The 22,458-nt window shown below is 35.2% G+C and carries 19 protein-coding genes; 10 read left to right on the plus strand and 9 right to left on the minus strand.

Going from position 1 to position 22,458, the window contains the following annotated elements; all coding sequences use genetic code 11:
• Nucleotide 1: 1 nt before the first annotated feature.
• Nucleotides 2-412: a hypothetical protein gene (locus JJQ60_RS09750; protein ID WP_201919135.1), complete on the plus strand. Its 411-nt coding sequence runs from the start codon at nucleotides 2-4 to the stop codon at nucleotides 410-412.
• A 350-nt stretch (nucleotides 413-762) separates the two neighbouring features.
• Here JJQ60_RS09750 and JJQ60_RS09755 read toward each other — a convergent pair whose 3' ends face one another.
• From JJQ60_RS09755 to JJQ60_RS09770, 4 genes are all read right to left on the minus strand, one after another.
• Nucleotides 763-1,494, minus strand: a complete 732-nt coding sequence (locus JJQ60_RS09755) for a DUF6261 family protein (protein WP_201919137.1) — start codon at nucleotides 1,492-1,494, stop codon at nucleotides 763-765.
• Nucleotides 1,495-1,945: 451 nt separating this feature from the next.
• A complete protein-coding gene (locus tag JJQ60_RS09760; protein ID WP_201919139.1) occupies nucleotides 1,946-3,250 on the minus strand; it encodes a hypothetical protein in 1,305 nt (434 codons plus the stop codon).
• 175 nt (nucleotides 3,251-3,425) lie between these two features.
• Entirely contained in the window at nucleotides 3,426-4,811 is a 1,386-nt protein-coding gene (locus JJQ60_RS09765; protein ID WP_201919141.1) for a RagB/SusD family nutrient uptake outer membrane protein, read from the minus strand.
• A gap of 15 nt (nucleotides 4,812-4,826) precedes the next feature.
• Nucleotides 4,827-7,865: a SusC/RagA family TonB-linked outer membrane protein gene (locus JJQ60_RS09770; protein WP_201919143.1), complete on the minus strand. Its 3,039-nt coding sequence runs from the start codon at nucleotides 7,863-7,865 to the stop codon at nucleotides 4,827-4,829.
• Nucleotides 7,866-8,117: 252 nt separating this feature from the next.
• Between JJQ60_RS09770 and aspS the strand changes: the two genes are divergently transcribed.
• The 4 genes from aspS (at nucleotide 8,118) to JJQ60_RS09790 (ending at nucleotide 12,309) form a co-directional block, all read left to right on the plus strand.
• Nucleotides 8,118-9,866: an aspartate--tRNA ligase gene (aspS, locus tag JJQ60_RS09775; protein WP_201919144.1), complete on the plus strand. Its 1,749-nt coding sequence runs from the start codon at nucleotides 8,118-8,120 to the stop codon at nucleotides 9,864-9,866.
• A gap of 98 nt (nucleotides 9,867-9,964) precedes the next feature.
• On the plus strand, nucleotides 9,965-11,752 hold the full coding sequence (locus JJQ60_RS09780) for a chloride channel protein (RefSeq protein WP_201919147.1): 1,788 nt from the start codon (nucleotides 9,965-9,967) through the stop codon (nucleotides 11,750-11,752).
• A gap of 11 nt (nucleotides 11,753-11,763) precedes the next feature.
• Nucleotides 11,764-12,021: a hypothetical protein gene (locus JJQ60_RS09785; RefSeq protein WP_201919148.1), complete on the plus strand. Its 258-nt coding sequence runs from the start codon at nucleotides 11,764-11,766 to the stop codon at nucleotides 12,019-12,021.
• 90 nt (nucleotides 12,022-12,111) lie between these two features.
• Nucleotides 12,112-12,309: a cold-shock protein gene (locus JJQ60_RS09790; protein WP_201919150.1), complete on the plus strand. Its 198-nt coding sequence runs from the start codon at nucleotides 12,112-12,114 to the stop codon at nucleotides 12,307-12,309.
• A gap of 62 nt (nucleotides 12,310-12,371) precedes the next feature.
• Here JJQ60_RS09790 and JJQ60_RS09795 read toward each other — a convergent pair whose 3' ends face one another.
• The 4 genes from JJQ60_RS09795 to JJQ60_RS09810 are packed head-to-tail and all read right to left on the minus strand — an operon-like array spanning nucleotide 12,372 to nucleotide 16,260.
• Nucleotides 12,372-13,148 carry a peptidase associated/transthyretin-like domain-containing protein gene (locus JJQ60_RS09795; protein WP_201919152.1) on the minus strand — a complete coding sequence of 259 codons (777 nt, stop codon included), beginning with the start codon at nucleotides 13,146-13,148 and terminating at the stop codon, nucleotides 12,372-12,374.
• A 54-nt stretch (nucleotides 13,149-13,202) separates the two neighbouring features.
• Nucleotides 13,203-13,871 (minus strand): 3'-5' exonuclease, encoded by a 669-nt coding sequence (locus JJQ60_RS09800; protein WP_201919154.1) that lies wholly within the window; start codon nucleotides 13,869-13,871, stop codon nucleotides 13,203-13,205.
• Entirely contained in the window at nucleotides 13,872-15,791 is a 1,920-nt protein-coding gene (locus JJQ60_RS09805; protein WP_201919156.1) for a DUF294 nucleotidyltransferase-like domain-containing protein, read from the minus strand.
• Between the two features lie 19 nt (nucleotides 15,792-15,810).
• Nucleotides 15,811-16,260: a nucleoside deaminase gene (locus tag JJQ60_RS09810; protein WP_201919158.1), complete on the minus strand. Its 450-nt coding sequence runs from the start codon at nucleotides 16,258-16,260 to the stop codon at nucleotides 15,811-15,813.
• A gap of 99 nt (nucleotides 16,261-16,359) precedes the next feature.
• Between JJQ60_RS09810 and JJQ60_RS09815 the strand changes: the two genes are divergently transcribed.
• The 5 genes from JJQ60_RS09815 to JJQ60_RS09835 all read left to right on the plus strand — a co-directional run bounded on the left by JJQ60_RS09815 (nucleotide 16,360) and on the right by JJQ60_RS09835 (nucleotide 21,052).
• Nucleotides 16,360-18,126, plus strand: coding sequence for a 1-deoxy-D-xylulose-5-phosphate synthase (locus JJQ60_RS09815; RefSeq protein WP_201919160.1), 1,767 nt, complete (start codon nucleotides 16,360-16,362; stop codon nucleotides 18,124-18,126).
• Nucleotides 18,127-18,387: 261 nt separating this feature from the next.
• Nucleotides 18,388-18,813: a lipocalin-like domain-containing protein gene (locus tag JJQ60_RS09820; protein WP_201919162.1), complete on the plus strand. Its 426-nt coding sequence runs from the start codon at nucleotides 18,388-18,390 to the stop codon at nucleotides 18,811-18,813.
• A 265-nt stretch (nucleotides 18,814-19,078) separates the two neighbouring features.
• Entirely contained in the window at nucleotides 19,079-19,906 is an 828-nt protein-coding gene (locus tag JJQ60_RS09825) for a lipocalin-like domain-containing protein (protein ID WP_201919164.1), read from the plus strand.
• 131 nt (nucleotides 19,907-20,037) lie between these two features.
• Nucleotides 20,038-20,469 carry a hypothetical protein gene (locus JJQ60_RS09830; protein WP_201919166.1) on the plus strand — a complete coding sequence of 144 codons (432 nt, stop codon included), beginning with the start codon at nucleotides 20,038-20,040 and terminating at the stop codon, nucleotides 20,467-20,469.
• Entirely contained in the window at nucleotides 20,462-21,052 is a 591-nt protein-coding gene (locus tag JJQ60_RS09835) for a hypothetical protein (protein ID WP_201919168.1), read from the plus strand. The genes JJQ60_RS09830 and JJQ60_RS09835 overlap by 8 nt, the downstream gene beginning before the upstream one ends.
• A gap of 54 nt (nucleotides 21,053-21,106) precedes the next feature.
• On the opposite strand, the gene JJQ60_RS09840 is transcribed toward JJQ60_RS09835, so the two are convergent.
• The gene (locus JJQ60_RS09840; protein ID WP_201919707.1) at nucleotides 21,107-22,450 is read right to left on the minus strand and encodes a deoxyguanosinetriphosphate triphosphohydrolase; all 1,344 of its coding nucleotides are present in this window, start codon (nucleotides 22,448-22,450) and stop codon (nucleotides 21,107-21,109) included.
• Nucleotides 22,451-22,458: the final 8 nt, after the last annotated feature.

Raw genomic sequence — 22,458 nt, forward strand, 5'->3', positions numbered from 1 at the left:
AATGAAAAAAAATTGGTTAAATATCTTTTTGTTTTTTTCTGTCGCTTTAATGATCATAATATCCATAATTACAATCATAAAAACATACGAAAAGAAGATAATATCAGAAAAAGGAATTGAAGTTGTCGCAGAAGTAATAACAGCACCTAATACTTGTGATAATTACAGAAGAAGACCACCGTATAGTAAAATTAAATTTAACAATAAAATTTTCATAAAAAAAATTGAAAAGGATTATTGTCATTGGGTATCACAGAAAAAAACGGTAAAAATGCTCACTAACGAAAAGAAGAATACTTTAATATTTGTTAATGAATATGATCCAAATCAATTTGTATTTGGAGTTTTATTAATGATAATAGGTATTGTTATATCTGTAAAAAAACTATATGATATGAGAAAGTCAAAGTAGCAATTATAATAGTTTATACCTGATAGCGCGGATTTGCACCTTGTATCATCCTAAAAAAAGTTTACATATTTTACACTAGCTCTGCGAAGTTTGCAACGCTCTGCGAATGTCTGTGACTTCGCAGTCTCAACAGTGAGCAATTAAGAACATAAAACTGCAACGTGATACGAAAATGCATTGCAATTTTTTAAAAGTGTGCATTGTGCGAAGTTACAAACTTCGCAGAACGGGTTAAGAAAATAAGTAAACTAGATAGTTCGGATTTGTAATCCGAGATTAATTAGACAAAAGATAAAGCCACAACTATATAAAAGTTGTGGCTTTTGTTTTATAGGGTATGATAATACCAGTTAGGCCTCTGTTGAAGTATCATCATTAGCACTATTACTGCTGCGATTCTCTATAACCTGGTTGTACTGCCCGGCCAGGATATCAATCTGGTCTAAGATAATGGCATGCCCTTTTGCAGTGCCTAGCGTGGCATGTGCTTTTATATGGGCAACGAGTGTCCTATAGGCTTCTGTAGCGTTGCTTCTAAGTTCGGCAATGTCGGCTGTGGGATTGGCTGCCGCTTGACCTACACGATCCAGGTATTTGCTTGCAAAGCTATCATTGGCATTTTTTAATTCTGCTACCCATTTGGTCAAACCAAGTTTCATGATTGCTGTTTTTAACTCGATCTCGGTTTCAAAATCTTGTACAACACTACCTAGTATTGCTGTTTCTTGTTGATAGCTCAATCGTGAAATACCATCTCCATGAGTAGTAATGCTGGTAAGTACCGTATTGGCTGCCTCTGCCATACCCTGATCATAGTGATAGGTAAAGGCTTCACTGGCTCCTCTAATGCCAATAATCGCTCGATCTCTACGTTCATCCAAGGCGATTATCTCTTGGGTAAGAGTGCTCCCTTGTGATTGCTGAAAAACGGTATTGATATTGTTTACTATGGGTTCTAGAGCATTTTTTTGAGAGGTGAGTTGTAATGCATCTACATCTTGTTGGTTAACAAGTTCCAATATATCCTTCATATATTGTAAAAATTCGCCATTACGATAGCGATTCAAATAAGGTGTGTTCATACACATAATTTTAAATTAAACATTGGTTTGATTTGCAATTATGCGATTGGTCGGGATCGTTAAGGTCGCCAAAATTAAAGATAACAGATACGATTACCAAAATTTTATGGGTTCAAATACTACGAAATACCTCTGCATAACGCAGGGACCTTTCCTCTCTACCATGAAACCTTCCTGCACCACGCAGGGCGTTTTCTCAATACGACGAAACGGTGCTGCATGACGCAGGGCGTTTTCGTTACTGCAACAAAACCTTGCTGCGTGACGCAGGACGCTTTCGTTACTGCAATGAAAGCTTGCTGCATCACACAGGGCATTTTCGCAATAAAAAACTACTTACAAGACATTTGAGACGATCAATAGGGAGTTATCATGCATCCTAAAAAGGTGTATAAGAATGGTCTATAACCTTGTCTAAAGGCACTTTAGCTTTTATATATACCTGTGTCAATTATTCGCATTGAGATCGGACCCTAATCTTGCCAGGAAATGACACTTTTAGTCGTTTGAGCCTATCGCAATCCCCCTTATTTTCGAGCATTCTAGTGGCATTATTTCTTTGATTGACTTTATCGTTTTCTATATGTTTTTCGGCAATATCAAGGATTTTATGCTGTAGTGTTGCATCCATCTTGTCAAAATCACGGTATAACTCACTATCATAATGCCGTGGCCAATAGTTAATAAGCATAGCCCTAATTCTTCTTATGGTTTGATCGTCTTTAAAGTGTTTGGCTAAATTGTAGCCCATTTCCAATTCCCAAACTGCAATATCTTTTTTATTTAGGAGCTTTTGTAGCTTGTCGTTCCATATTTTTTTATTCTTACTACTTATCACCTTACCCGGATCATTTTGAACCATATCTTCGTTGGCTCTTTTATGGGCATAGTTTTGGCTAAAAGCAGTTGTTGGCCAACCGGTTATAAGGTGAGCATCCAGGGTATCGATCAAAGCTCGATCCTCTGTAGCTATGATCAAGCTCATAGCAGCAAGTTCTGTATACTGTTCAAGCCTAAAAAAGACACTATCTGCTTTAGTTATAACGCTATCTCTCCATTCTTTGGGTGGGTTTGAATCAGGGTTCACAAGACTTTCTAAACGAGAGTTAACTTCATAACACCCAGGCCAGGTCTTCAAAAGGGCTGTACGAATCAGTATTGTTCCCTCTTGCTCATCTACCGTACTCCAAAATTCAGGTTTTTCATGAAAACTGGAGCAGGCTTTCATCTCCATTTCAACAGCTTCTTTTACACTAAGCAATCTATCCCATTGAACTTTCTGGTTGACCCCAACTTTATTTTGAATTACAGAGGTATAAAACGGTGCTCCTTTATCTAACAAATACAAAAATGTTTTATGTTCTGATGGTTCAGAATCTCTCCAAAAAGCAAGGATTGTTTTGTCTGGCGACCTCTCAAGTTTCACTGTTTGTACTATCGAATCCAACTGTGGTTTGGTAAGCATTTCGTCAAAACCATTACCGCCAGAAATCACCAAAGAACCTTCATTGGGTCTAACAAGTGTGATACTATATCCTTTACTCATGCCGACCACCGGAAAAAAAACAGGAGCATGTGGTATCCCAATAGCATCCATCCCAAAAGATCTTTCGGCTCTGGCCTTTAGCATAAAATTTTCGTTAGCCAGGGTAATATTTTTCTCAGATGTCTCTCCTACGGGAAGTGTAAACGTACATCCAGAAAACACAAATATGCCTAATAAAATAAGGTATCCATAGATTGATAAATTCTTCATTGGGTCCAGTTTAATATGTGTTAATATAATCAAATAGAAAATATCCCAGCCATTCCGTTTTTTTAAATGTATTAAAAAAACATTGAAATTTGTGAAGAAGAAATCTCACTAAATTTCTTGCATAAAAAACGCCGCAAATTGCGGCGTTTATTAATGTAGTACATTTAGAATGATATTATCGATTCTCATTAGCAGGTGTAGGGAACTGCTCAAAAGTAGCATCTCCTGCTCTGTCTAATGGTAATTCATTTAATCTGTTAAACCTTCTTAGGTCAATCCATCGATGTCCTCCTTCTGCAAACAGGGAATATCTTCTTTGTTTTAATATTTCAGTAACAAGTTCTGCTGGGGTAGTACCACCCATATATGGGCCTAAGCTAGCAGCAGTTCTTACAGCATTTATTGCATTTACCGCTTCAGCTGGGTCAGAAATATGATTCGCTTCAGCATATAACAGTATCAATTCTTCATTTCTTACAATAGCTACTGGTGCGGTATTGCTATCATAAATAAATACATCGTATCCCCCTGTAAGGTTATCTTGTGTTAATGGATTAGGCTCTACAACACCTGAAGTGTTTGCAGCCTGTCTAAAAACAGCTTTATTTACTCTAGTATCACCAGCGTCAGCATCTGTAATAAATGAAGGGTGTACAATTCTAGCGTTAGCACCTGTAGAGTTTGTAGCAAAAAACAATGGGTTAGCGATGTCGGTACCACTAAGTGAAAATGTCATATATACTCCATTTGTTACATCACCTGTCAAGTTCATAAAAGAACTTGTTAAAAGAGCATCTGCTGCAGTATAGTCACCTCTATACGCTGCTACTCTTGCGGCAAGTGCATTATTAAATGTTATAAAATCGTTAGGCGAAACCACATTATTATCTTCGTCAGGGTCATCTGGAGTGTCACCAGCATCTTCAATCCCATCAAAACCAGATGGTAGATTAAATGCAAACGCATCTCCTGCATTTGCCAAATCTGTTGCAGCATTTTGTAATAGAGTAAAAATTTCCTGTAAGGCATTACTATATTCTACAAAAGGCCCAAGATTATCTCCATCGGCTACGTCAATTCGTATACCGTTTTGAAATTGCAGGTTTAATACCATAAGTAGCTCATGAGCTTTTATCGTATTCACAAACCCTCTAATCCCTGCTTTTTCAGCATCAGAAAAAGACTCTGTACTATTTGTAAGTCCTTGCAACACCAAGTTAACCTCTTTTACTGTTGCATATCGAGAAGAATACGGAGCCGTCGTATAAAAAGTGTTATTATCTAAGGTACCCGTCAATAAATCTGCTGTCCACCTAGGATCAGAACTTTGAAATCTCCAATACTCTCTTCCGGCTACCGACTGTGCGTCTACCTGGGTTCCTATACGTGTTCTCATATCAGCAAGAATACCTCCTATAGCATCTTGCAATTCTCCTCTAGATAAGTCACTTGATATCGATTCAATACTAGGACCATTTAGGTCACTTCCATCTTCAACTTCGCATGACACAACGAGGGTTGAAGCTAGTATTGCTGTTAAAAATATCTTTATTATTTTCATTTTCTTATGTTTTTATTAAAAGTCAACTTTTACGTGAAATAGATAGCGTTTTGCAGAAGGGAAAGGCGTTACCTCTACCCCTGTAGATAAACCATTACCTCCAAAGTTAGAAACTTCAGGATCGTAACTGTTATAATCGAAGATGTTGATTAGGTTATTTCCGGAGAAACCAACTTTGAAATTTGATACATTTCCTTTAAAAACCTGGTCAAGGAATTTGGTAGGTAGTGTATAATACAACCCTACTTCTCTTAATCTAAGATAAGAAGCATCTTCAGTAAATGGAGTTGCGTTTCCAGAACGGAAAGCTCCAACTCTAAATGGACCATTAGGAGTTACTCCTGCAGGATCTAAATCAATATCATCATAATCAGGACTTGTACCTCCAAAATCGGTTAATAGATTGGTAAGGTTTATATTATCTCCACCTTGTTTCCAGTGCCATAAGAATGATAACGTAAAGTCTTTGTATCGCAGATTATTTGTAAATGTCATTTGAAAATCAGGCTCTGCATCACCTAACACAACTAGGTTGCCATTAGAGTCATTACCTACAATTTGAGTTACACTTTCACCTTCTTCTATTCTAAAAGTCCCCAAACCTGTTCCAAAAGCACCTAAATTAAATGGATCAACATCTAATCGTGTTACCTCTGATCTGTTAGTGAAAAATAATGCTCCTGTATTCCACTCAAAATCATCTCCAGTAAATACATCGGCATTAACAGATACTTCGAATCCTTGGTTTTGAAGATCTCCTGCATTAGAAAACTTAGTGGTAAAACCAGAAGAAGGTTCTACATTGGCCTGTAATATTAAATCATCTACTGTTTTGTTGTAGTATGAGAATTCTAAATTAACTCTGCTCTGTAAGAAACTTGCGTCAAAACCAACTTCTAATTCTTTTTGACGCTCTGGAGAAATATCTGAATCTCCTAATGATAATGGAAATATTGGAAGTACAATACCTGCAATACCGTCAATTAATGAGCTTGTATAAGTCGTAAACACGGCACCGTTAGGAGCAAAATTACCAGCTTCACCATATGCACCTCTCACCTTAAACTGATTCATAAATCCAACTTTCCAGAAATCGAAATTATGTAGGTTTACGGCTGCAGATGCTTTAGGGTAATAGAACAACTCATTTGCATCACCGTTGTTACTAGATTTATCCCCTCTTATACCTATTGTACCTATAATTTTGTCCTGGTAGTTCAATTCTTCTTGTACAAAGAATCCTTGATCTTCTTGTTTTTGCTTAAACTGAGACACACTCACATTGGCTCCTTGATCCAAATTCGTTTCAAAAGCAATTAAATCTGATGCAATATTACCTACCGTATTTCTGAAGAAGGTTTGCTTGGTAATACCTGCTTGCGTTCTAAAATTAAGGTCATTACTTGTCGTATAATTATGAACTAAAAAAGCAGAATAGTTAGCATCTTTATTTTCAGTAGTACCCAAAGCCGACACTCCATTTAACCCTCCATTAGAAGGTTTTTGAAATTGTAGTCTTTTAGGAAAAATTGATGTTGTAATCAATTCATAATAATCAACCCCTCCACCTAGAACTAATTTTAAATTTGATTTTTCGTTTTCATAGAGCTTTACATCTAAGGTACCTCCAACGATAAATCTGTTTACATCTTCTCTGTTAGTAATCAGATCTCGAGTTTGTAATGGGTTAGATGATCCAAATGGGTTGTCAGGATATGCTCCTGTAGCATCAGGCTGCAATTGTGCCCATGGCAATGTAGATGTTAACGCAACACCTATCGTTGTTCCTGTATTATCGTTATTAAAGAACCCTCTATCTGCCTTAGAATCGATATAGTTACTCGATAAAGAAAGCTTAGCTCTATCATCCAAAAACTGATGATTTATATTTAAACGTATTGATTTTCTGTCATATCCTGTGTTTTTAACAATTCCGTCTTCTTCATTATTCGAAAAAGCGGCATAAAATTGAGTGTTTTCAGATCCTCCAGATACATTTACACTTGTGTTGGAGATTAATCCTTGTTCTCCATAAATCTCATCTTCATAATCTACTAATCTACCAGAATTACTGGCAGCTCTAAACAATGCTACTTGATCATTCGCTGCATCTCTTGATCTTTGATCCAATATTGGATCAGCATTTGGAGAGAAGAAAAAATCAAATACTCTTTGCTCGGTATATTGCCTTTGACCTCTAAAATTAATGATCGTGTTAAAACCTATATCCTGAGAAAAAGAAACTTTGGTTTTACCTTGCTTACCTCTTTTTGTGGTAATAATAATTACCCCCGCTGCTGCTCTGGCCCCATAAATTGCCGCTGCCGATGCTCCTTTAAGTACTTCAACGCTTTCTATATCATCTGGGTTAATATCTGCAATCCTGTTTGATGGGTTATCCTGATTAGAAGCATTACCTCCTGCTGCTGCTCCCGATACCGCATTTAGTCCTGCGGCTGATATGCTATTATTGTTAACATATATTCCATCAACAATATATAAAGGTTGAGCATTACCATTAACCGAAGTAACCCCTCTAAGTTTTACGGATATTCCTCCTCCTGGTGCTCCAGAACTCCTTGTAATTAATGCCCCAGCAAATTTACCTGCCAACGCTCCATCTAATGTTTGAGGTGGTGTTAATCCAGCTAAATCTTCTGCTGAAACTGATGCTACCGCGTTAGCCGCATTACTTCTTTTTACCGAAGTTGCTAAACCCGTAACAACTACCTCTTCTAAGGCTTCAGAAGACTCTTTAATCTGAATTGAAATAGCCCCTGCTGTAGCAACATCTACCATTTGCTCTGCAAATCCAAGAGCAAATACCCTTAATCGAACTGGCAATGCATTAACATTGATCGAAAAGTTACCGTCTATATCGGTGGCTGTACCATTATCGGTTCCATTTTCTACAACATTAACAAAAGGTGCCCCCTCTCCGGAACTCTCGACAACCACTTTCCCTGTAATGGTTTCCTGGGCTATAAGCATAACCGGAGTAAAAATTAATAATAGCAAAATTTTCATCCTGCTAAAATGAGTTTGTTTTTTCATAATGATTTGTTTAAATGTTTGCTTAAATCTATTAAAAGATATTGCTAAAAAAATGTTAAAGCTAACAATTGTTCGTACAAAATACTTAACACCTTCGCAAAATACGTAGCAGAAGTATTAAAAAATTATATTATTAACAACTTTGAATATACTGTATAATATTTAACAATTTGCCAACCCTCTTATTTTCTGATGATCCGTACATATATACCTTAAAACTTTCTTATTTTTGCTGCCTTAATATAAGCTACTATGTACAGAAGTCATTCTTGCGGCCAATTACGCACCACAGATATTAATAAAGAAGTTACCCTGGCAGGATGGGTACAAAAAACACGCGATAAAGGATTTATGATCTGGGTAGACCTTAGAGATCGCTACGGTATTACTCAATTGATCTTTGATGAAGAACGTACTCCTGCAGCTGTTGTAGAAAAAGCCAAAACACTGGGACGCGAATTTGTGATTCAGGTTAAGGGTACTGTCATAGAGCGTGAATCAAAGAACAAAAATATTCCAACCGGTGATATTGAAATCCTGGTAAGTGAATTAGATATTCTTAATGAAGCTCTCGTACCTCCTTTTACTATCGAAGATGAAACTGATGGTGGTGAGGATATACGAATGAAATACAGGTACCTTGATATTCGTCGTAATCCGGTAAAAGATAGTTTGATGTTTCGCCATCAAGTGGCTATGAAAGTGCGCAATTATCTTTCAAACGAAGACTTTATCGAAGTTGAAACTCCTTATCTCATTAAATCAACTCCTGAAGGAGCTCGTGATTTTGTTGTGCCTTCACGAATGAACGAAGGGCAATTCTATGCCTTGCCGCAGTCGCCACAAACCTTTAAACAATTGCTTATGGTTGGAGGTATGGATAAGTATTTTCAGATCGTAAAATGTTTTAGAGATGAAGATCTACGTGCCGATCGACAGCCAGAGTTTACTCAAATCGATTGTGAAATGGCTTTTGTTGAGCAAGAAGATATTTTAAACATTTTTGAAGGCCTGACAAGACATTTACTTAAAGAAATAAAAGATGTGGAGCTTGGTGATTTTCCGAGAATGACCTATGATGAAGCAATGAGAACTTATGGTAACGACAAACCAGATATTCGTTTTGGGATGAAGTTTGGTGAGCTTAACCAAGTTGCTCAACACAAAGAGTTTAAAGTCTTTAATGATGCTGAGCTCGTTGTTGGGATCGCGGTACCTGGTGCAGCCTCATATACCCGAAAAGAAATTGATAAACTTATTGATTGGGTTAAACGTCCACAGGTTGGAGCACTTGGAATGGTGTATGTAAAGTGTAATGAAGATGCAACCTATAAATCATCTGTAGATAAATTTTATGATCAGGATGACTTGGCTAAATGGGCTGCCACTACAGGAGCAAAACCAGGTGATCTAATTTGTATTCTCTCGGGAGTGACGAATAAAGTAAGAGCACAACTTAGTGCATTGCGTATGGAATTAGCAGAAAGATTAGGTCTTAGAAACCCTGAAGAGTTTGCTCCATTATGGGTTGTTGATTTCCCTTTATTGGAGTGGGATGAAGAAACCGAGCGTTACCATGCTATGCATCACCCGTTTACTTCTCCAAAACCAGAAGACATTCCTCTGCTAGATACGAAACCCGGTGATGTACGTGCTAATGCATACGATTTGGTATTAAACGGAAATGAAATTGGGGGTGGTTCTATTCGTATCCATGATAAAGAAACGCAAGCATTGATGTTTGATCATTTAGGATTTACACCAGAAGAAGCCAAAGCTCAATTTGGATTTTTAATGGACGCCTTTCAGTATGGAGCACCACCTCATGGCGGAATTGCTTTCGGATTTGATCGATTGGTTGCCATTCTTGGCGGACAGGAAACAATTCGTGACTTTATTGCTTTCCCAAAAAATAATAGCGGTCGTGATGTAATGATCGATGCGCCTGCAAATATTGATGAAGAGCAGCTAAAAGAATTAAATATTACACTTGATTTATAATATTATAAAATCTATTGAGTTTTAGAATTTCGGTACATATTAAATCCCGCTTATGGCGGGATTTTTATTACCTTTAACTTAATAAGAGTTTACAAAAGATGTCAAGCCCCTCTAAAAAAACGGTACTATACAAGCTTTTAAAATGGCGTTATCGCAATATCTCTGATAAGAATTTTATCCTTATACTAAGTATTCTTGTAGGATTTACAGCAGGTCTTATTTCACTTTTGTTAAAAAACATTACCCACCTCATCCAACTGGTTTTAGAGAGTGATATCATTTCCTGGCAGACCTCTTTTTATTTTATAATACCGGTAATTGGATTACTAATCGTGTATGTGTTTACAAAATATATTATCAAAAAGGATGTACGTTCAGCCATCCCTTTGATATTACACTCGTTATCCAAAAAAGATGGTATCATAAAACCCATACATGGATATCTACCTCTTATCCTAGCTCCCTTAACCGTAGGTTTTGGAGGTTCGGTAGGGCTTTTGGGACCAGCCATTGGATCTGCATCTACCTTAAGTTCTGATATCAGTAATTTATTTAAAATAAAAGATAAAACTCGATTTTTGTTAATCGGTTGTGCGGCTGCAGGTGCTATATCTGCTGTTTTTAAATCTCCACTTGCAGGTTTAGTTTTTGCCGTAGAAGTGTTTAGTCTTGATTTAACACTTGCATCGCTATTACCCTTGCTCTTTGCCTCGGTATCCTCTATACTTACCTCTTATTTCTTTTTAGGAGACGAAGTACTATTCCGCTTTGATGTTGTAGAAAAATTTGATATTTATGACACTCCTTTTTACATTATCCTTGGTGTAGGTACTGCGGTAGCCTCAATCTATTTTACTAAAATGTATTTTGGGATTTTGCATTTTTTTGATCGATTCTCCAAAAAGATTTATAAACTCCTGATTGGTGGTCTTGCCATAGGAATCATGCTATATTTTATACCTCCACTATATGGTGAAGGACTTGGTTTTATAAACGACTTACTGCATGGTGATCATCTAAAAGCAATTGGTAATACCCCTTTTGATGATATTACAAGCAATATATGGATCGTTATTGCACTATTAGCAGGTATTACTGTTTTTAAAGCGGTGGCCATGACCGCCACATTTGCTGCTGGAGGATCGGGTGGAATATTTATTCCTACCATGGTGATGGGTAGTGCTTTGGGTAATGTAGTATCCAAAGTAATAAACAACCTCGGAATAGGGTTTCAGGTTTCAGAAGCTAATTTTACACTATTAGGTATGGCCGGACTTATAGCTGGAGTATTACATGCACCTCTTACTTCAATATTTTTGATCGCTGAGATTACTTCCAGTTATGAATTATTTGTTCCTCTTATGATCACTACGGCGATATCATTTATTATTTCTAAAAACAGAATTGAACATAATATTTATACACGAGAACTTGCAGAACAAGGTCATTTAATAACCCATGATAAAGATCAAACCGTATTGACTTTGATGAATCTCGAAGAGTGTATAGAAACTAACTTTATACCTGTAAAACCAAATTATACATTGAAACAATTATTAAGTGAGGCCGTAGCAAAGTCAAACAGAAACTTGTTTCCAGTTACTGATGAAGCCGACCATCTTATTGGGATTGTTTCTTTAGATGATATTAGAGATATTATGTTTGATATTACAATGTATCACAAAGTGAAAGTGGAAACACTAATGTCCCCAACAACAACCGCAATTATATATGAAAATGATAATGCAAAAACGGTAATGCAAAAATTTCAGGATACCGGGGTATGGAATCTTCCTGTAATTAAAGAGGGCAGATATCTAGGTTTTATTTCTAAATCAAAACTCCTTACTTCTTATCGAAGAAAGTTGATTAATTTTACGAGATAATTTAAATTAGAATGAAATACGTAATTAAAATACTTTTTATTGGCATTGTTATACTCGTAGGTGTAGGGTATTATTTCAAAAACACAGGAGATCATCTTACTGGTGATAAGCTAGTTGGCATAGGCATATTAGCCGCTTCTTTTATTTTGATGCCTATTTTCATCTATCATCGATGGAAAAATAAAAAAGTAAAAGACTATATGCTTACTGAGGAAAACCTTAATAAAATGAGGGATTACGATAAAAAAAAAGAAAATAACAAGAAGTAATTTTTAAAAATATTCACATTTTAATAACGCTTCATAAAATATTTAAGATTAACTTTAGAACTCAAATCATTTATTTTTTATTTTATTACAATGGAAGGAACAGTAAAATTTTTTAATGAATCAAAAGGTTACGGATTTATTACCAACGATGAAACCGGAAAAGACATCTTTGTACACGCTTCTGGATTAAACGGAGAAGCTTTAAACGAAGGTGACAAAGTAGAATATCAAGAAGAAGAAGGCCGCAAAGGAATGATTGCTGCTCAAGTACGCGTAATTCATGACTAAAGATATATACGTTTCTTAAGGTTTAAAAGCACTATCAGATAGTGCTTTTTTCTTTTTACAACCTAATCAATGCCATATTTTGACCTATACGCCTGGCTTTTTTCAAGTATATATTCTAATGTTTTTAATTTATCGGGCGATTGCAATGCCAGCATAATTCCTGGTTGTTCATTTAAGTAATCCAAAAAATTATAATATTCTTCTTCGGGGATTCTTAATCCTTCAATAAAAAACTCTTGACTATACAAGTCAGTAATTGTGATAGGTGTTTCTTTTATTTTTATTTTATTCCCATTTTTAAAAAGACCTCCAATAATTTTTCCAATAGCCATAAAATCGACTTGAGTAGCGCTCATCTCATCATTTAACACTAAATTTTGTACTGGCGATTGAGCATCATCAAATGTACCAACCCCCATTCGTTTAAGTTCAGCTGCATTCCAAAAAGGAAGATTTTCTGTATGTGTTGGGATGTTTAAAATATCATTTTCAAGTTTACCACTCAAGGTGTATTGAGATATTCTCACTTCTTCTAACTCGTTAACCGCCATTTCTAGCCTGATTTCAAAATCATCAGTATGCAAATCCTTCTGCTGCACAACATATCGCTTTAACGCATATTGAATGGAAGAAACAACAATAGTATCGCCTTGTTTGGCTCTAATTGCAAAAAAACCATCCCGGTTACTAATCACGCCTAAATTTTGTGTTTGATTAAGTATGTGTATGGCCTCTGGTTGTAATGCATCTACTACTATTTTACCATGCAGTATTGTAATCTCTTGCGAATAACCATAAAAAGTAATTAATGTAACAAAAACGATAGTAATGTAGCGCATTCAATAATTTTAACATTAAAAAGACGTAATACATTGTGAAGCGTTGCAAATCTTCTACGCCAACCTAAATAGACGATCTACATCAAAACTTTTATCTTTTTTGAGTTTTGCTAAAATTTTTAAAAAAGCCATCCCCGTTATAAATGCATCTCCAGAAGCTGTATGCCTATCACTTTTTGGTATTTTCAGATCATTACACAGTTCATCGAGACTATAATTTTTTATGGAGTCATTGGCATATACTTTATGTCTTGAGTTTTTAAAAAGAACTCCGGTATCCAGAATTTTGTTTTTCAATTTGCCTAACCCAAATCGCTGTAGGGCTCTATTGATCATTTTTCTATCAAACTCTGCATGATGCGCAATAAGAACAGCATCTTCTATATATGTTATGAATAATTGAATCGCTTTTCTTTCTGGCAGCTTATCATAGGGACTATTCTTTATAATTCCATGGATCTCAACTGTATCTTCATTAAACACTTCCTGATCCAGATACATTTCTAACTGATCCACTACATCGATACTTCCGTTTTTTATGGCTACTGCACCAATAGAAAGAATCCTATCATCTATATAATCAAACCCTGTTGTTTCTGTATCAAAAGCAATAAAACGGATATCATTGATCCCTAATTTTTGTGGCTTTTTATCAAAAAGCTGTATATACGCTTTCCAAAAATCTGGATAATTCTCTGTATTTTTTTTCGGCCAAAACTTCATTTACATCAGGGATTTAAGTTGAAACCGAACTCTTAATACTTCTTGTATATCTCGTATCGGTCTAAAACATCGTTTAAGTTTTAGTTTGTCGTTTTTGCTTAGTGTATTTAACTTAATAAATCTTCCAGAGTCTTTATGAAGTAGCCCTTGCCGGGTTCTAAACTTAATCAATACTCTAAAAGCTTTGGCACAACTATCAAAAAGAGCTGCGTTTTTAGGTTCGAGTTCTGCTAGTTTTTCATAGCGTTGCAAGGTATTATTTACTCCTTTTAGGTTATAATACAATGTCAAAATCCTGGCAGCATCAATCAGTACCATCATTGCTCTTGTTTTGATGTCAAAAGTATCTTTATGCTCTCCATTCTGTTCGACCAAAAATTGTTTAAAAAAGCCTAATGGAGAAGGTTTTAGTAAAGCACTAACTCCTAACAAACTCAAAAACCTGTTACTTTTATTAACACCATCAAACACGACTTCAGACAACCTATCAGCCATAGTAACATTTCCATATACATGCTGAAAATCAAAAAATATTGAAGACAACAACGTACTTTCATTGGTAGGAACCGTCATCCAATCCTTAAATTGTGACTCCCATTTTGATATAGACATACACCATCTTGGATTACTCGCCATCATCTCTGCCGGACAATATTCGAATCCAATGGTATGTAAACCTTTAGTAATTTTGCCTGCTAATTCTAAGAAATAATGTTGCGTTGTCTCATAATCTTCTGCAGGCACATCCTCAAAAACAATAGCATTATCCTGATCTGTAAGCAATAATTGCTCTCTTCTACCCTGGCTTCCTAAAACCAAAAAGCTAAACTTTACCAAGGGCATACTTGGCATTTCTTCTAATGATAATTCTATAATTCGGGCAACTAATGCATCATTAATTTCAGAAATAATATGCAATATATGAGTCGTTGGGATATCCTGTTCTAAATACGTTGCTAGTAGTTTTTCTAGCTGTTTCCGAATGTACCTTAACTTTTCCAGTTTGTCTATCCGTCTGATTTCTTTAATAAGCACAGAAGGATTATTTCCGAAAGAGACTAAAAGATCATGTTCTGAAAGAATCCCTATTAATTTAGAATTAGGAGTACCGTCTTTGGTAATACAAAGGTGGCTAATATTATGTTTTATCAATGCAATTTGTGCTTCGGCTACGGTAAGTTTTTTAGAATATGTAACCACTGGCGAAGTCATAATATCGGTTACCAATGATGTTAACGGAAATAGCCCTGTAGCTACTTTTGCTCTTAAATCACTATCGGTAATAATGCCGACAGGAGATTTGTTTTGATCAACTACTACCGCATAACTACCATTTTTCTTTGTGATTTTCTTGGCGATTTCTTGAAGAGCATCTTCCAAAGAACAAGTAATAGGTTTTTTGCGATACGAAATACTGCGTAAAGCCGAAAGATCTTTTGCTGCTTCAATTGAAATTGTATTATCAATTCTGTTTCCGGTTGCCGTCTCTGTATAGTAGTTTCTTGCATGGGCAGCAAAAGTGCTAAGCAAAAACTTGTTTACCTCTTTGTTTTCTTCAATGTATGGTTCAAAAACTTTTGCAGGGATGGTGTATACAATAGATTCTTCGTCTGCAATAGCCGACATGCGATAATTTCTCTTGATAATCATAATACGAAGTCCAAACAAGTCACCGGTATCACATATATCCACCAATGTTTGTTCTCTATCAAAACCGCGATAAAGCCCCACTGCTCCTTCTCTTACGATATAAAACTCGTCATGACAAGGTTTATCTTGTTCAAAAATGTAATCTCCTTTTTCTACATATAACACTCTTATTTGTCTGGAAATAGATAATAATTCCTCTTTTTTTAGGATATCAAAAGGCGGAAATTGTTTTAAAAAATCCTGAATACGTTCTGCAATAGTATTTTTCATAACCTAAGACAATCAAGATTCAATTTAAGTTACGTTTTTCTATAAAAAATCGTTTTATTAATCCTCCACATTCCTCTTCCAGAACACCTCCTATCATTTCGGTTTTTGGGTGAAGCTTGGTTCCCATAGTAGTACATCCTCTTTGTTCATCAACAGCTCCATATACTATTCTTCCAATTTGGCTCCAATATAAAGCTCCAGCACACATTTGGCATGGTTCTAAGGTAACATATAGCGTGCACTCGTTTAGATATTTGCCTCCTAAAAAATTAGAGGCTGCAGTTATCGCTTGCATTTCGGCATGTGCCGTAACATCATTTAATAATTCTGTTAGGTTATGAGCCCTGGCTATAATTCTACCCGCAACAACAATTACTGCGCCTACAGGAACTTCGTTTTTTTCATAAGCCGCCTCGGCTTCCTGAAGTGCTTTTTTCATAAAATGCACATCATCTAATGGATCAAGCATAGCAATCGAATTTTAAGTAAAGCTAGTAAATAAATTGATTCATTTTCTATACCCAATAAAAGTTTAAAAAGAACCGACACAAAATAGTATTTTTGCTCTATGTCAACATCTTTACTTTCAAATATTCAATACCCTTCAGATCTTAAGAAACTTTCTCCTGAGCAATTACCAAAATTAGCACAGGAACTTAGAGATTTTGTCATCGATATTGTCGCCACCAAAGAAGGGCATTTAGGAGCAAGTTTGGGAGTCATAGAGCTTACTATTGCGTTACATTATGTTTTTGACACTCCTAATGATTTATTGGTATGGGATGTTGGACATCAGGCATACCCACATAAAATACTAACGGGACGAAAAGAAATTTTTCATACCAATCGACAATTAAATGGTATTAGTGGTTTTCCAAAACGCAGTGAAAGTAATTACGATACTTTTGGGGTAGGACATTCTTCTACTTCTATCTCGGCTATTTTGGGTATGGCAATTGCCTCAAAGTTAAAAGGAGATATAAAAAAACAACATATTGCTGTGATTGGTGATGCTTCTATAGCTAGTGGAATGGCTTTTGAAGGACTTAATCATGCCGGAGTCACCGACACCAATATATTGGTTATTCTTAATGATAATGCTATTGGAATTGATCCAAGCGTGGGTGCACTTAAAGAGTATCTTACCAAGGCTATGGTTGGCGTAAAACCAAAAACTAACAATATCATTGAAGCCTTAAACTTCAATTATTTCGGACCCATAGATGGGCATGATTTACCTTCTTTACTTGACACTCTAGAGAAACTAAAAACCACAAAAGGTCCTAAGCTTTTACATATTATCACCACCAAAGGAAAAGGATTAAAACAGGCAGAAGAAAATCAAGTAAAGTATCACGCTCCCGGAAAATTTGATGCAACTACAGGAGATTTAATATCAAAAGATAACGCTGGATTGCCTCCTAAATTTCAGGATGTATTTGGGTATACAATCCTTGAGTTAGCTCGGGCTAATCAAAATATTGTTGGTATAACACCAGCTATGCCAACAGGTAGTTCTCTTAAATATATGATGGAAGAGATTCCTGACAGGGCTTTTGATGTGGGTATTGCCGAACAACATGCTGTAACGCTTGCCGCTGGAATGGCCACCCAAAAATTGATTCCTTTTTGCACTATTTATTCTACATTTTTACAACGAGCTTATGATCAGGTTATACACGATGTTGCACTTCAGGATTTACCTGTAATCTTTTGCATTGATCGCGCAGGTATTGTTGGAGCTGATGGCGCAACACATCACGGTATTTTTGATATCGCTTACCTTAATTGTATTCCAAATATGATTGTAGCTGCACCTAAAGATGAAATCGAATTGCGAAACCTTTTGTATACCGCTTCTATAGGACTACATCATCCTATTGCAATTAGATACCCTAGAGGAAGAGGCTATATCAAAGATTGGCAGCAACCTTTTCAGGAAATTGAAATCGGAAAAGGCACTACTCTTAATGAAGGAACAGAAATAGCAATTATTTCGACAGGAACCATCGCTCATAATATTACCAATGCCATCAATTCAATAGAAGAAAATATTGGACATTATCATTTTGGTTTTATTAAGCCTTTGGATGTTTCTTTTCTAGAGAAGATATTACAGAAATACAATACCATTATTACCGTAGAAGATGGGGTTGTTAGAGGCGGTTTTGGAAGTACAATTATTGATTTTGCCAATCAACATAATTTCAAAAACAAAATCATCACCTTAGGGGTTCCTGATCAGTTTGTTCATCATGGAACTGTTGAAGAGTTACATGATATTTGTGGAATTTCTTCAGACAAGATTCAAAAAACAATACTAAAGAACCTGTAAAAAAGAGTTATTTCAGATTCCAATTAAAATTTATCTCAAAAAATTAAGGTACGATGGTAACATTTTATAACATAAAGGAACATACATAAAAAACAAGTTATTATTTAAGTACTATATCTTATGAAAAATAAGTTCTGGATCTTCAACTTTCTACAAATACAGAACTTTAGTTCTATATACTATGAGTAAGTTTGGCGTTTCTAAGTTTAGAAAACATACTTAGATTAATAAAACATTCAAATTATTTAAAATTTTATGATTATGAAAAAACTCGGTCTAATTATCCTACTTATTTCGGCAACATTTACTTCTTGTAGCAGTGATGATGATGCCGCTGCACCGCCAGCAGTACCAACCAATGAAACTCTAATTGCCGGTACATGGGAATTAACAGCAAGAAAAGAATTAGGAGTAGACAGAACACTGGATAACTGCGAGTTAACTTCTACCATCCAATTTAATGCCGACAAAACATATACAGAAAAAACTTTTGTAAACATCTCTAATGAGTGTGCTAGCGATGGTGAGTTTGTAGGTACCTGGGCAATATCAGGAGAAACTATAACCTTGATATATAATGACTTTGGCACACCTGCATCAGATACTCCAAAGTTTAGTATTTCATCAACCAATGATGTACTTGTTTTAACTTTTGATGAACTAGAAGATACATATAAAAAGAAATAAGAATTATTATATTTTTAATCAAGAGAGCCTCTGATCAATCAGAGGCTCTTTTTTTATGCCTTATACTTATATGATTATGGAATAATTACACAATACATAGTTGATCAAAAATCAAAACATTGATCATTTCTATATAAAAATAATTCCCTGGGTAAGAAATATGGTTCTTAAGTAACGTGATTAAAAGTGAAATTATAAAAGGGTAACATTTTATGATGCTTTTACATTAATAAAACAATACATAGAAAACAAAAAATTAATGATCATGAAAAAATTAAGCTTACTAACACTTCTAATCATCAGTGTTTTTATTTCCTGTAGCGAGGATGATGCGCCAGCACCAAGTCCTACAGTATTCGAAGAATCCGATTTGGTAGGGAAATGGCAATTAACAGGAATTGAAGAAAATGGTGTAGCACTAGTATTAAGTGAGTGTGAAAAGAAAGACCTAAGTAATTTTTCTATTTCTGAAAACGGAGAAAATGTTGCTTCTTTTGTTGAAAACATTGAAGATAATGAAACATGTACTGAGTTTATTAGCAATATTTACAATTGGACACTTACAACCGGAAATGTACTAACTACTACATTTGGATCTGCAGATACCGATACCCAAACTATTATTGAACTTACAGACACAACTTTAAAACTACAGTCTCAAGATATAGAAATAGTTGACGGGTTACCTGTAACTATAATTGATGTTGAAGCCTATAGGTATGTAGGTGAGCCAGAAATACCAGAGGATAACACTGTAATTAACGAGGCTGATCTTATTGGAAAATGGAAAATAACTTCTATAACCGAAAACGAGACAGAATTTTCTGATGCTTGCGATCAATTGAACACGATTGATTTTAAAGAAAATGGACAAGCAGACTTTGTAGTCTATACAAAAACTACAGCAGGAGAATGTACTCAAGACCGCTCTTCTACTATTTCCTGGTCGTTATCGGGCAATACAATTGTCTATGGAACAGGTGAAGAAACTGAAACCATTACAGAATTAACTGATACTACTTTAAAAATACAATATACCGAAGTTGATGGTAATGATCAGTTCATAATTGTAACTACATATACAAAACAGTAGACATATTATTATAAAGGAGGTTAAATTAACTTTGATCTCCTTTATGTTCTTAAATATCAAAAAATCAGGTGTCATATTATGATCATCTTACATAAAACCATAATTTAAATTAAATTCTAACCTTGTAACTAATGAAATATTTAATACTACTTCTTATTTCTACAACTATACTTTCTTGTGGGTATGATAGCTATAAACATACAGAGGATATCGTTGGAGAATGGACCGCCAAATCCTTAATTATAAAAGGGAAAAAATACACCATGGAGAAAACTAAATTTATCATCAATTTTGATAAAGATTTAAAGTACTCTATAGACAGTGAACTCACAAAACTAGCCAACGATTATTATTTTGAATCCATTCCTTTCAGAGGAAAAGGACAATATCAAGGTGATTATGCTGTAGTCTCTGACAACATGCTTCGATTAAAAGAAAAGTATAGAGACAAAATTACCTTCACGTATATCGCCATTAATAATGACGAATTGACGTTAACCTATGTGAGCAGGGATAATGTAAAAATAACCACAGTATTTACTAAAACTTCAAAAAATGAATAGAATTATACTTGTATCAACCCTAATGATAAGTCTTATGTTCTTATCGTGTTCTAAAAATTTTCCGGTAGACACATCCGTTAAAGTTCTAATCTTAAATCCCGCTAAAGACAGCATGAATATTCATGTAAATAATGAACTCATACGAAGTGTTACTGCAAAACTTGGACATATATACTTAGGAGAAAATGAATATGACTTCTCTATTACCAAAAATGGTAAAGAAGTAAATAAATTAATATTGGATATAGACTCTGATGAAGCAGATAGATCTTCTTATGATAGTGAGCATATTACTCTTATAAATACAAATCCAACAAACGACTTTGTATTAATTGATTGTAGCGCAGCCTATACTGAAGGAAAAGAATATACAATAAAAGAAAAATACATTGATCAGTCGATTATAAAGTCTGATTACATTACCTATGAATATTTTCGTATGGGATGGCAAAAACTTCCAGATAATTTATTTGGATACGGAGACCTGTCTATATATAAGTTATTTTATATCCCCGAAGAGTATGTTGCAAAATCAGATAAAGAGATTTTGGAATATTGCATAGCAAACGGGCTTTATAACTAACAAATGAACTCATCAAAAAAAGCTGTCTATATACATATGAGACAGCTTTTTTAATTATAACTGTAGTCCTCTTATTTTCTGAAATTTTAATAGTGCATTACCGTCGGTCAAACTAGCCACATAATTACTTATACTAATCAAGCGAGTATATAAATCATCATTTTTATAGTCAAAATTATTTCCTTCGGCTCGTAAGATCAGTTTATCATAATTTGAACTTTGATCTTGATTGTAATTATCGGTAGCAACACAGTAACGATCTAACAACGTAGCCAAAATCTCATACCCTGCTATTTCTTTTTCGGTAACCTCTTGACTCTGATATATTTTTTCGATACTAATTTTGATAATATCATTGATTTGCGCTTCATATTTGCTTTTATCGATTAAAGCCGCATCAAATGTTCCTGATAATATTTCTTCTTCATGAGCAATAAAAATACTTGCCGCTTCTCCTATTAATGTATTTATTGCTAATGATCGCAGATAACTTAATCGATCGGCCGTTGTGACCAGATTGTTGTATTTTGAGGTATTGATAGAATCTTTTACCAATTTAATAAGATATTCTAGTGCGTATTCTTCTTCGATCAAACCAAGGTTAATACCATCTTCAAAATCAATAATAGTATAACAAATATCATCTGCAGCTTCAACTAAAAAAGTTAACGGATGACGACTATAAGTGGTCTCATTTCCTATCTTATAGTGTAGCAATCCAACCTCTCGTGCAACGTCTTCAAAAAAGTCTTTCTCATTCTGAAAAAAGCCAAATTTCTTATGCGCAATATGTGCCGTTGGTTTTTTGGGTAACGATTCTTTTGGATACTTCATAAAGGCTCCCAGAGTAGCGTAGGATAATCTGAGTCCTCCTTCTATTCCTTTTCGCGATTCGGTTAAGATTTTGAATCCATTTGCATTTCCTTCAAAATCGATTAAATCCTGATATTGTTTTGGCGCAAGTTGGTTCTTATAGCGCTTCCCGCTTCCGGTTTTAAAATATTCTCCTATAGCTTTCTCTCCAGAATGTCCAAAAGGCGGGTTACCAATATCATGCGCCAAAGCAGCTGCCGCAACAATAGCTCCAAAATCATTAAAGTGATATCCGTGAATTTTGGAAAGATGTGGATGCTTTTCTAAAATCTTTTTACCCACTACTCTACCTAGGGATCGTCCAACTACCGACACTTCCAAACTATGTGTTAACCGTGTATGCACAAAACTGGTCTTAGACAATGGTATTACCTGGGTCTTATCTTGCAAGCTTCTAAATGCCGAGGAGAAAATAATTCTATCATAATCTACTTCAAATCCAAGTCGGGTTTCATCTTGTTCTTTGCGTAGTCTTTTATTTGTATCCCCTTGTCTTTTTAAAGACAGGAGTTGTTCCCAATTCATCATAAAAA

This window comes from Aquimarina mytili (assembly GCF_016735115.1).
Lineage (GTDB): Bacteria > Bacteroidota > Bacteroidia > Flavobacteriales > Flavobacteriaceae > Aquimarina > Aquimarina mytili.

Bases quoted from the DNA above. Each gene is read 5' to 3' on its own strand.
- JJQ60_RS09835 (WP_201919168.1), top strand. From the start codon at position 20,462: ATGAATAGAATTATACTTGTATCAACCCTAATGATAAGTCTTATGTTC.
- JJQ60_RS09810 (WP_201919158.1), bottom strand. From the start codon at position 16,260: ATGCTTGATCCATTAGATGATGTGCATTTTATGAAAAAAGCACTTCAG.
- JJQ60_RS09780 (WP_201919147.1), top strand. From the start codon at position 9,965: ATGTCAAGCCCCTCTAAAAAAACGGTACTATACAAGCTTTTAAAATGG.
- JJQ60_RS09760 (WP_201919139.1), bottom strand. From the start codon at position 3,250: ATGAAGAATTTATCAATCTATGGATACCTTATTTTATTAGGCATATTT.
- JJQ60_RS09765 (WP_201919141.1), bottom strand. From the start codon at position 4,811: ATGAAAATAATAAAGATATTTTTAACAGCAATACTAGCTTCAACCCTC.
- JJQ60_RS09815 (WP_201919160.1), top strand. From the start codon at position 16,360: ATGTCAACATCTTTACTTTCAAATATTCAATACCCTTCAGATCTTAAG.
- JJQ60_RS09795 (WP_201919152.1), bottom strand. From the start codon at position 13,148: ATGCGCTACATTACTATCGTTTTTGTTACATTAATTACTTTTTATGGT.
- JJQ60_RS09750 (WP_201919135.1), top strand. From the start codon at position 2: ATGAAAAAAAATTGGTTAAATATCTTTTTGTTTTTTTCTGTCGCTTTA.
- JJQ60_RS09805 (WP_201919156.1), bottom strand. From the start codon at position 15,791: ATGAAAAATACTATTGCAGAACGTATTCAGGATTTTTTAAAACAATTT.
- JJQ60_RS09790 (WP_201919150.1), top strand. From the start codon at position 12,112: ATGGAAGGAACAGTAAAATTTTTTAATGAATCAAAAGGTTACGGATTT.
- JJQ60_RS09785 (WP_201919148.1), top strand. From the start codon at position 11,764: ATGAAATACGTAATTAAAATACTTTTTATTGGCATTGTTATACTCGTA.
- aspS (WP_201919144.1), top strand. From the start codon at position 8,118: ATGTACAGAAGTCATTCTTGCGGCCAATTACGCACCACAGATATTAAT.
- JJQ60_RS09755 (WP_201919137.1), bottom strand. From the start codon at position 1,494: ATGAACACACCTTATTTGAATCGCTATCGTAATGGCGAATTTTTACAA.
- JJQ60_RS09825 (WP_201919164.1), top strand. From the start codon at position 19,079: ATGAAAAAATTAAGCTTACTAACACTTCTAATCATCAGTGTTTTTATT.
- JJQ60_RS09820 (WP_201919162.1), top strand. From the start codon at position 18,388: ATGAAAAAACTCGGTCTAATTATCCTACTTATTTCGGCAACATTTACT.
- JJQ60_RS09800 (WP_201919154.1), bottom strand. From the start codon at position 13,871: ATGAAGTTTTGGCCGAAAAAAAATACAGAGAATTATCCAGATTTTTGG.
- JJQ60_RS09840 (WP_201919707.1), bottom strand. From the start codon at position 22,450: ATGAATTGGGAACAACTCCTGTCTTTAAAAAGACAAGGGGATACAAAT.
- JJQ60_RS09830 (WP_201919166.1), top strand. From the start codon at position 20,038: ATGAAATATTTAATACTACTTCTTATTTCTACAACTATACTTTCTTGT.
- JJQ60_RS09770 (WP_201919143.1), bottom strand. From the start codon at position 7,865: ATGAAAAAACAAACTCATTTTAGCAGGATGAAAATTTTGCTATTATTA.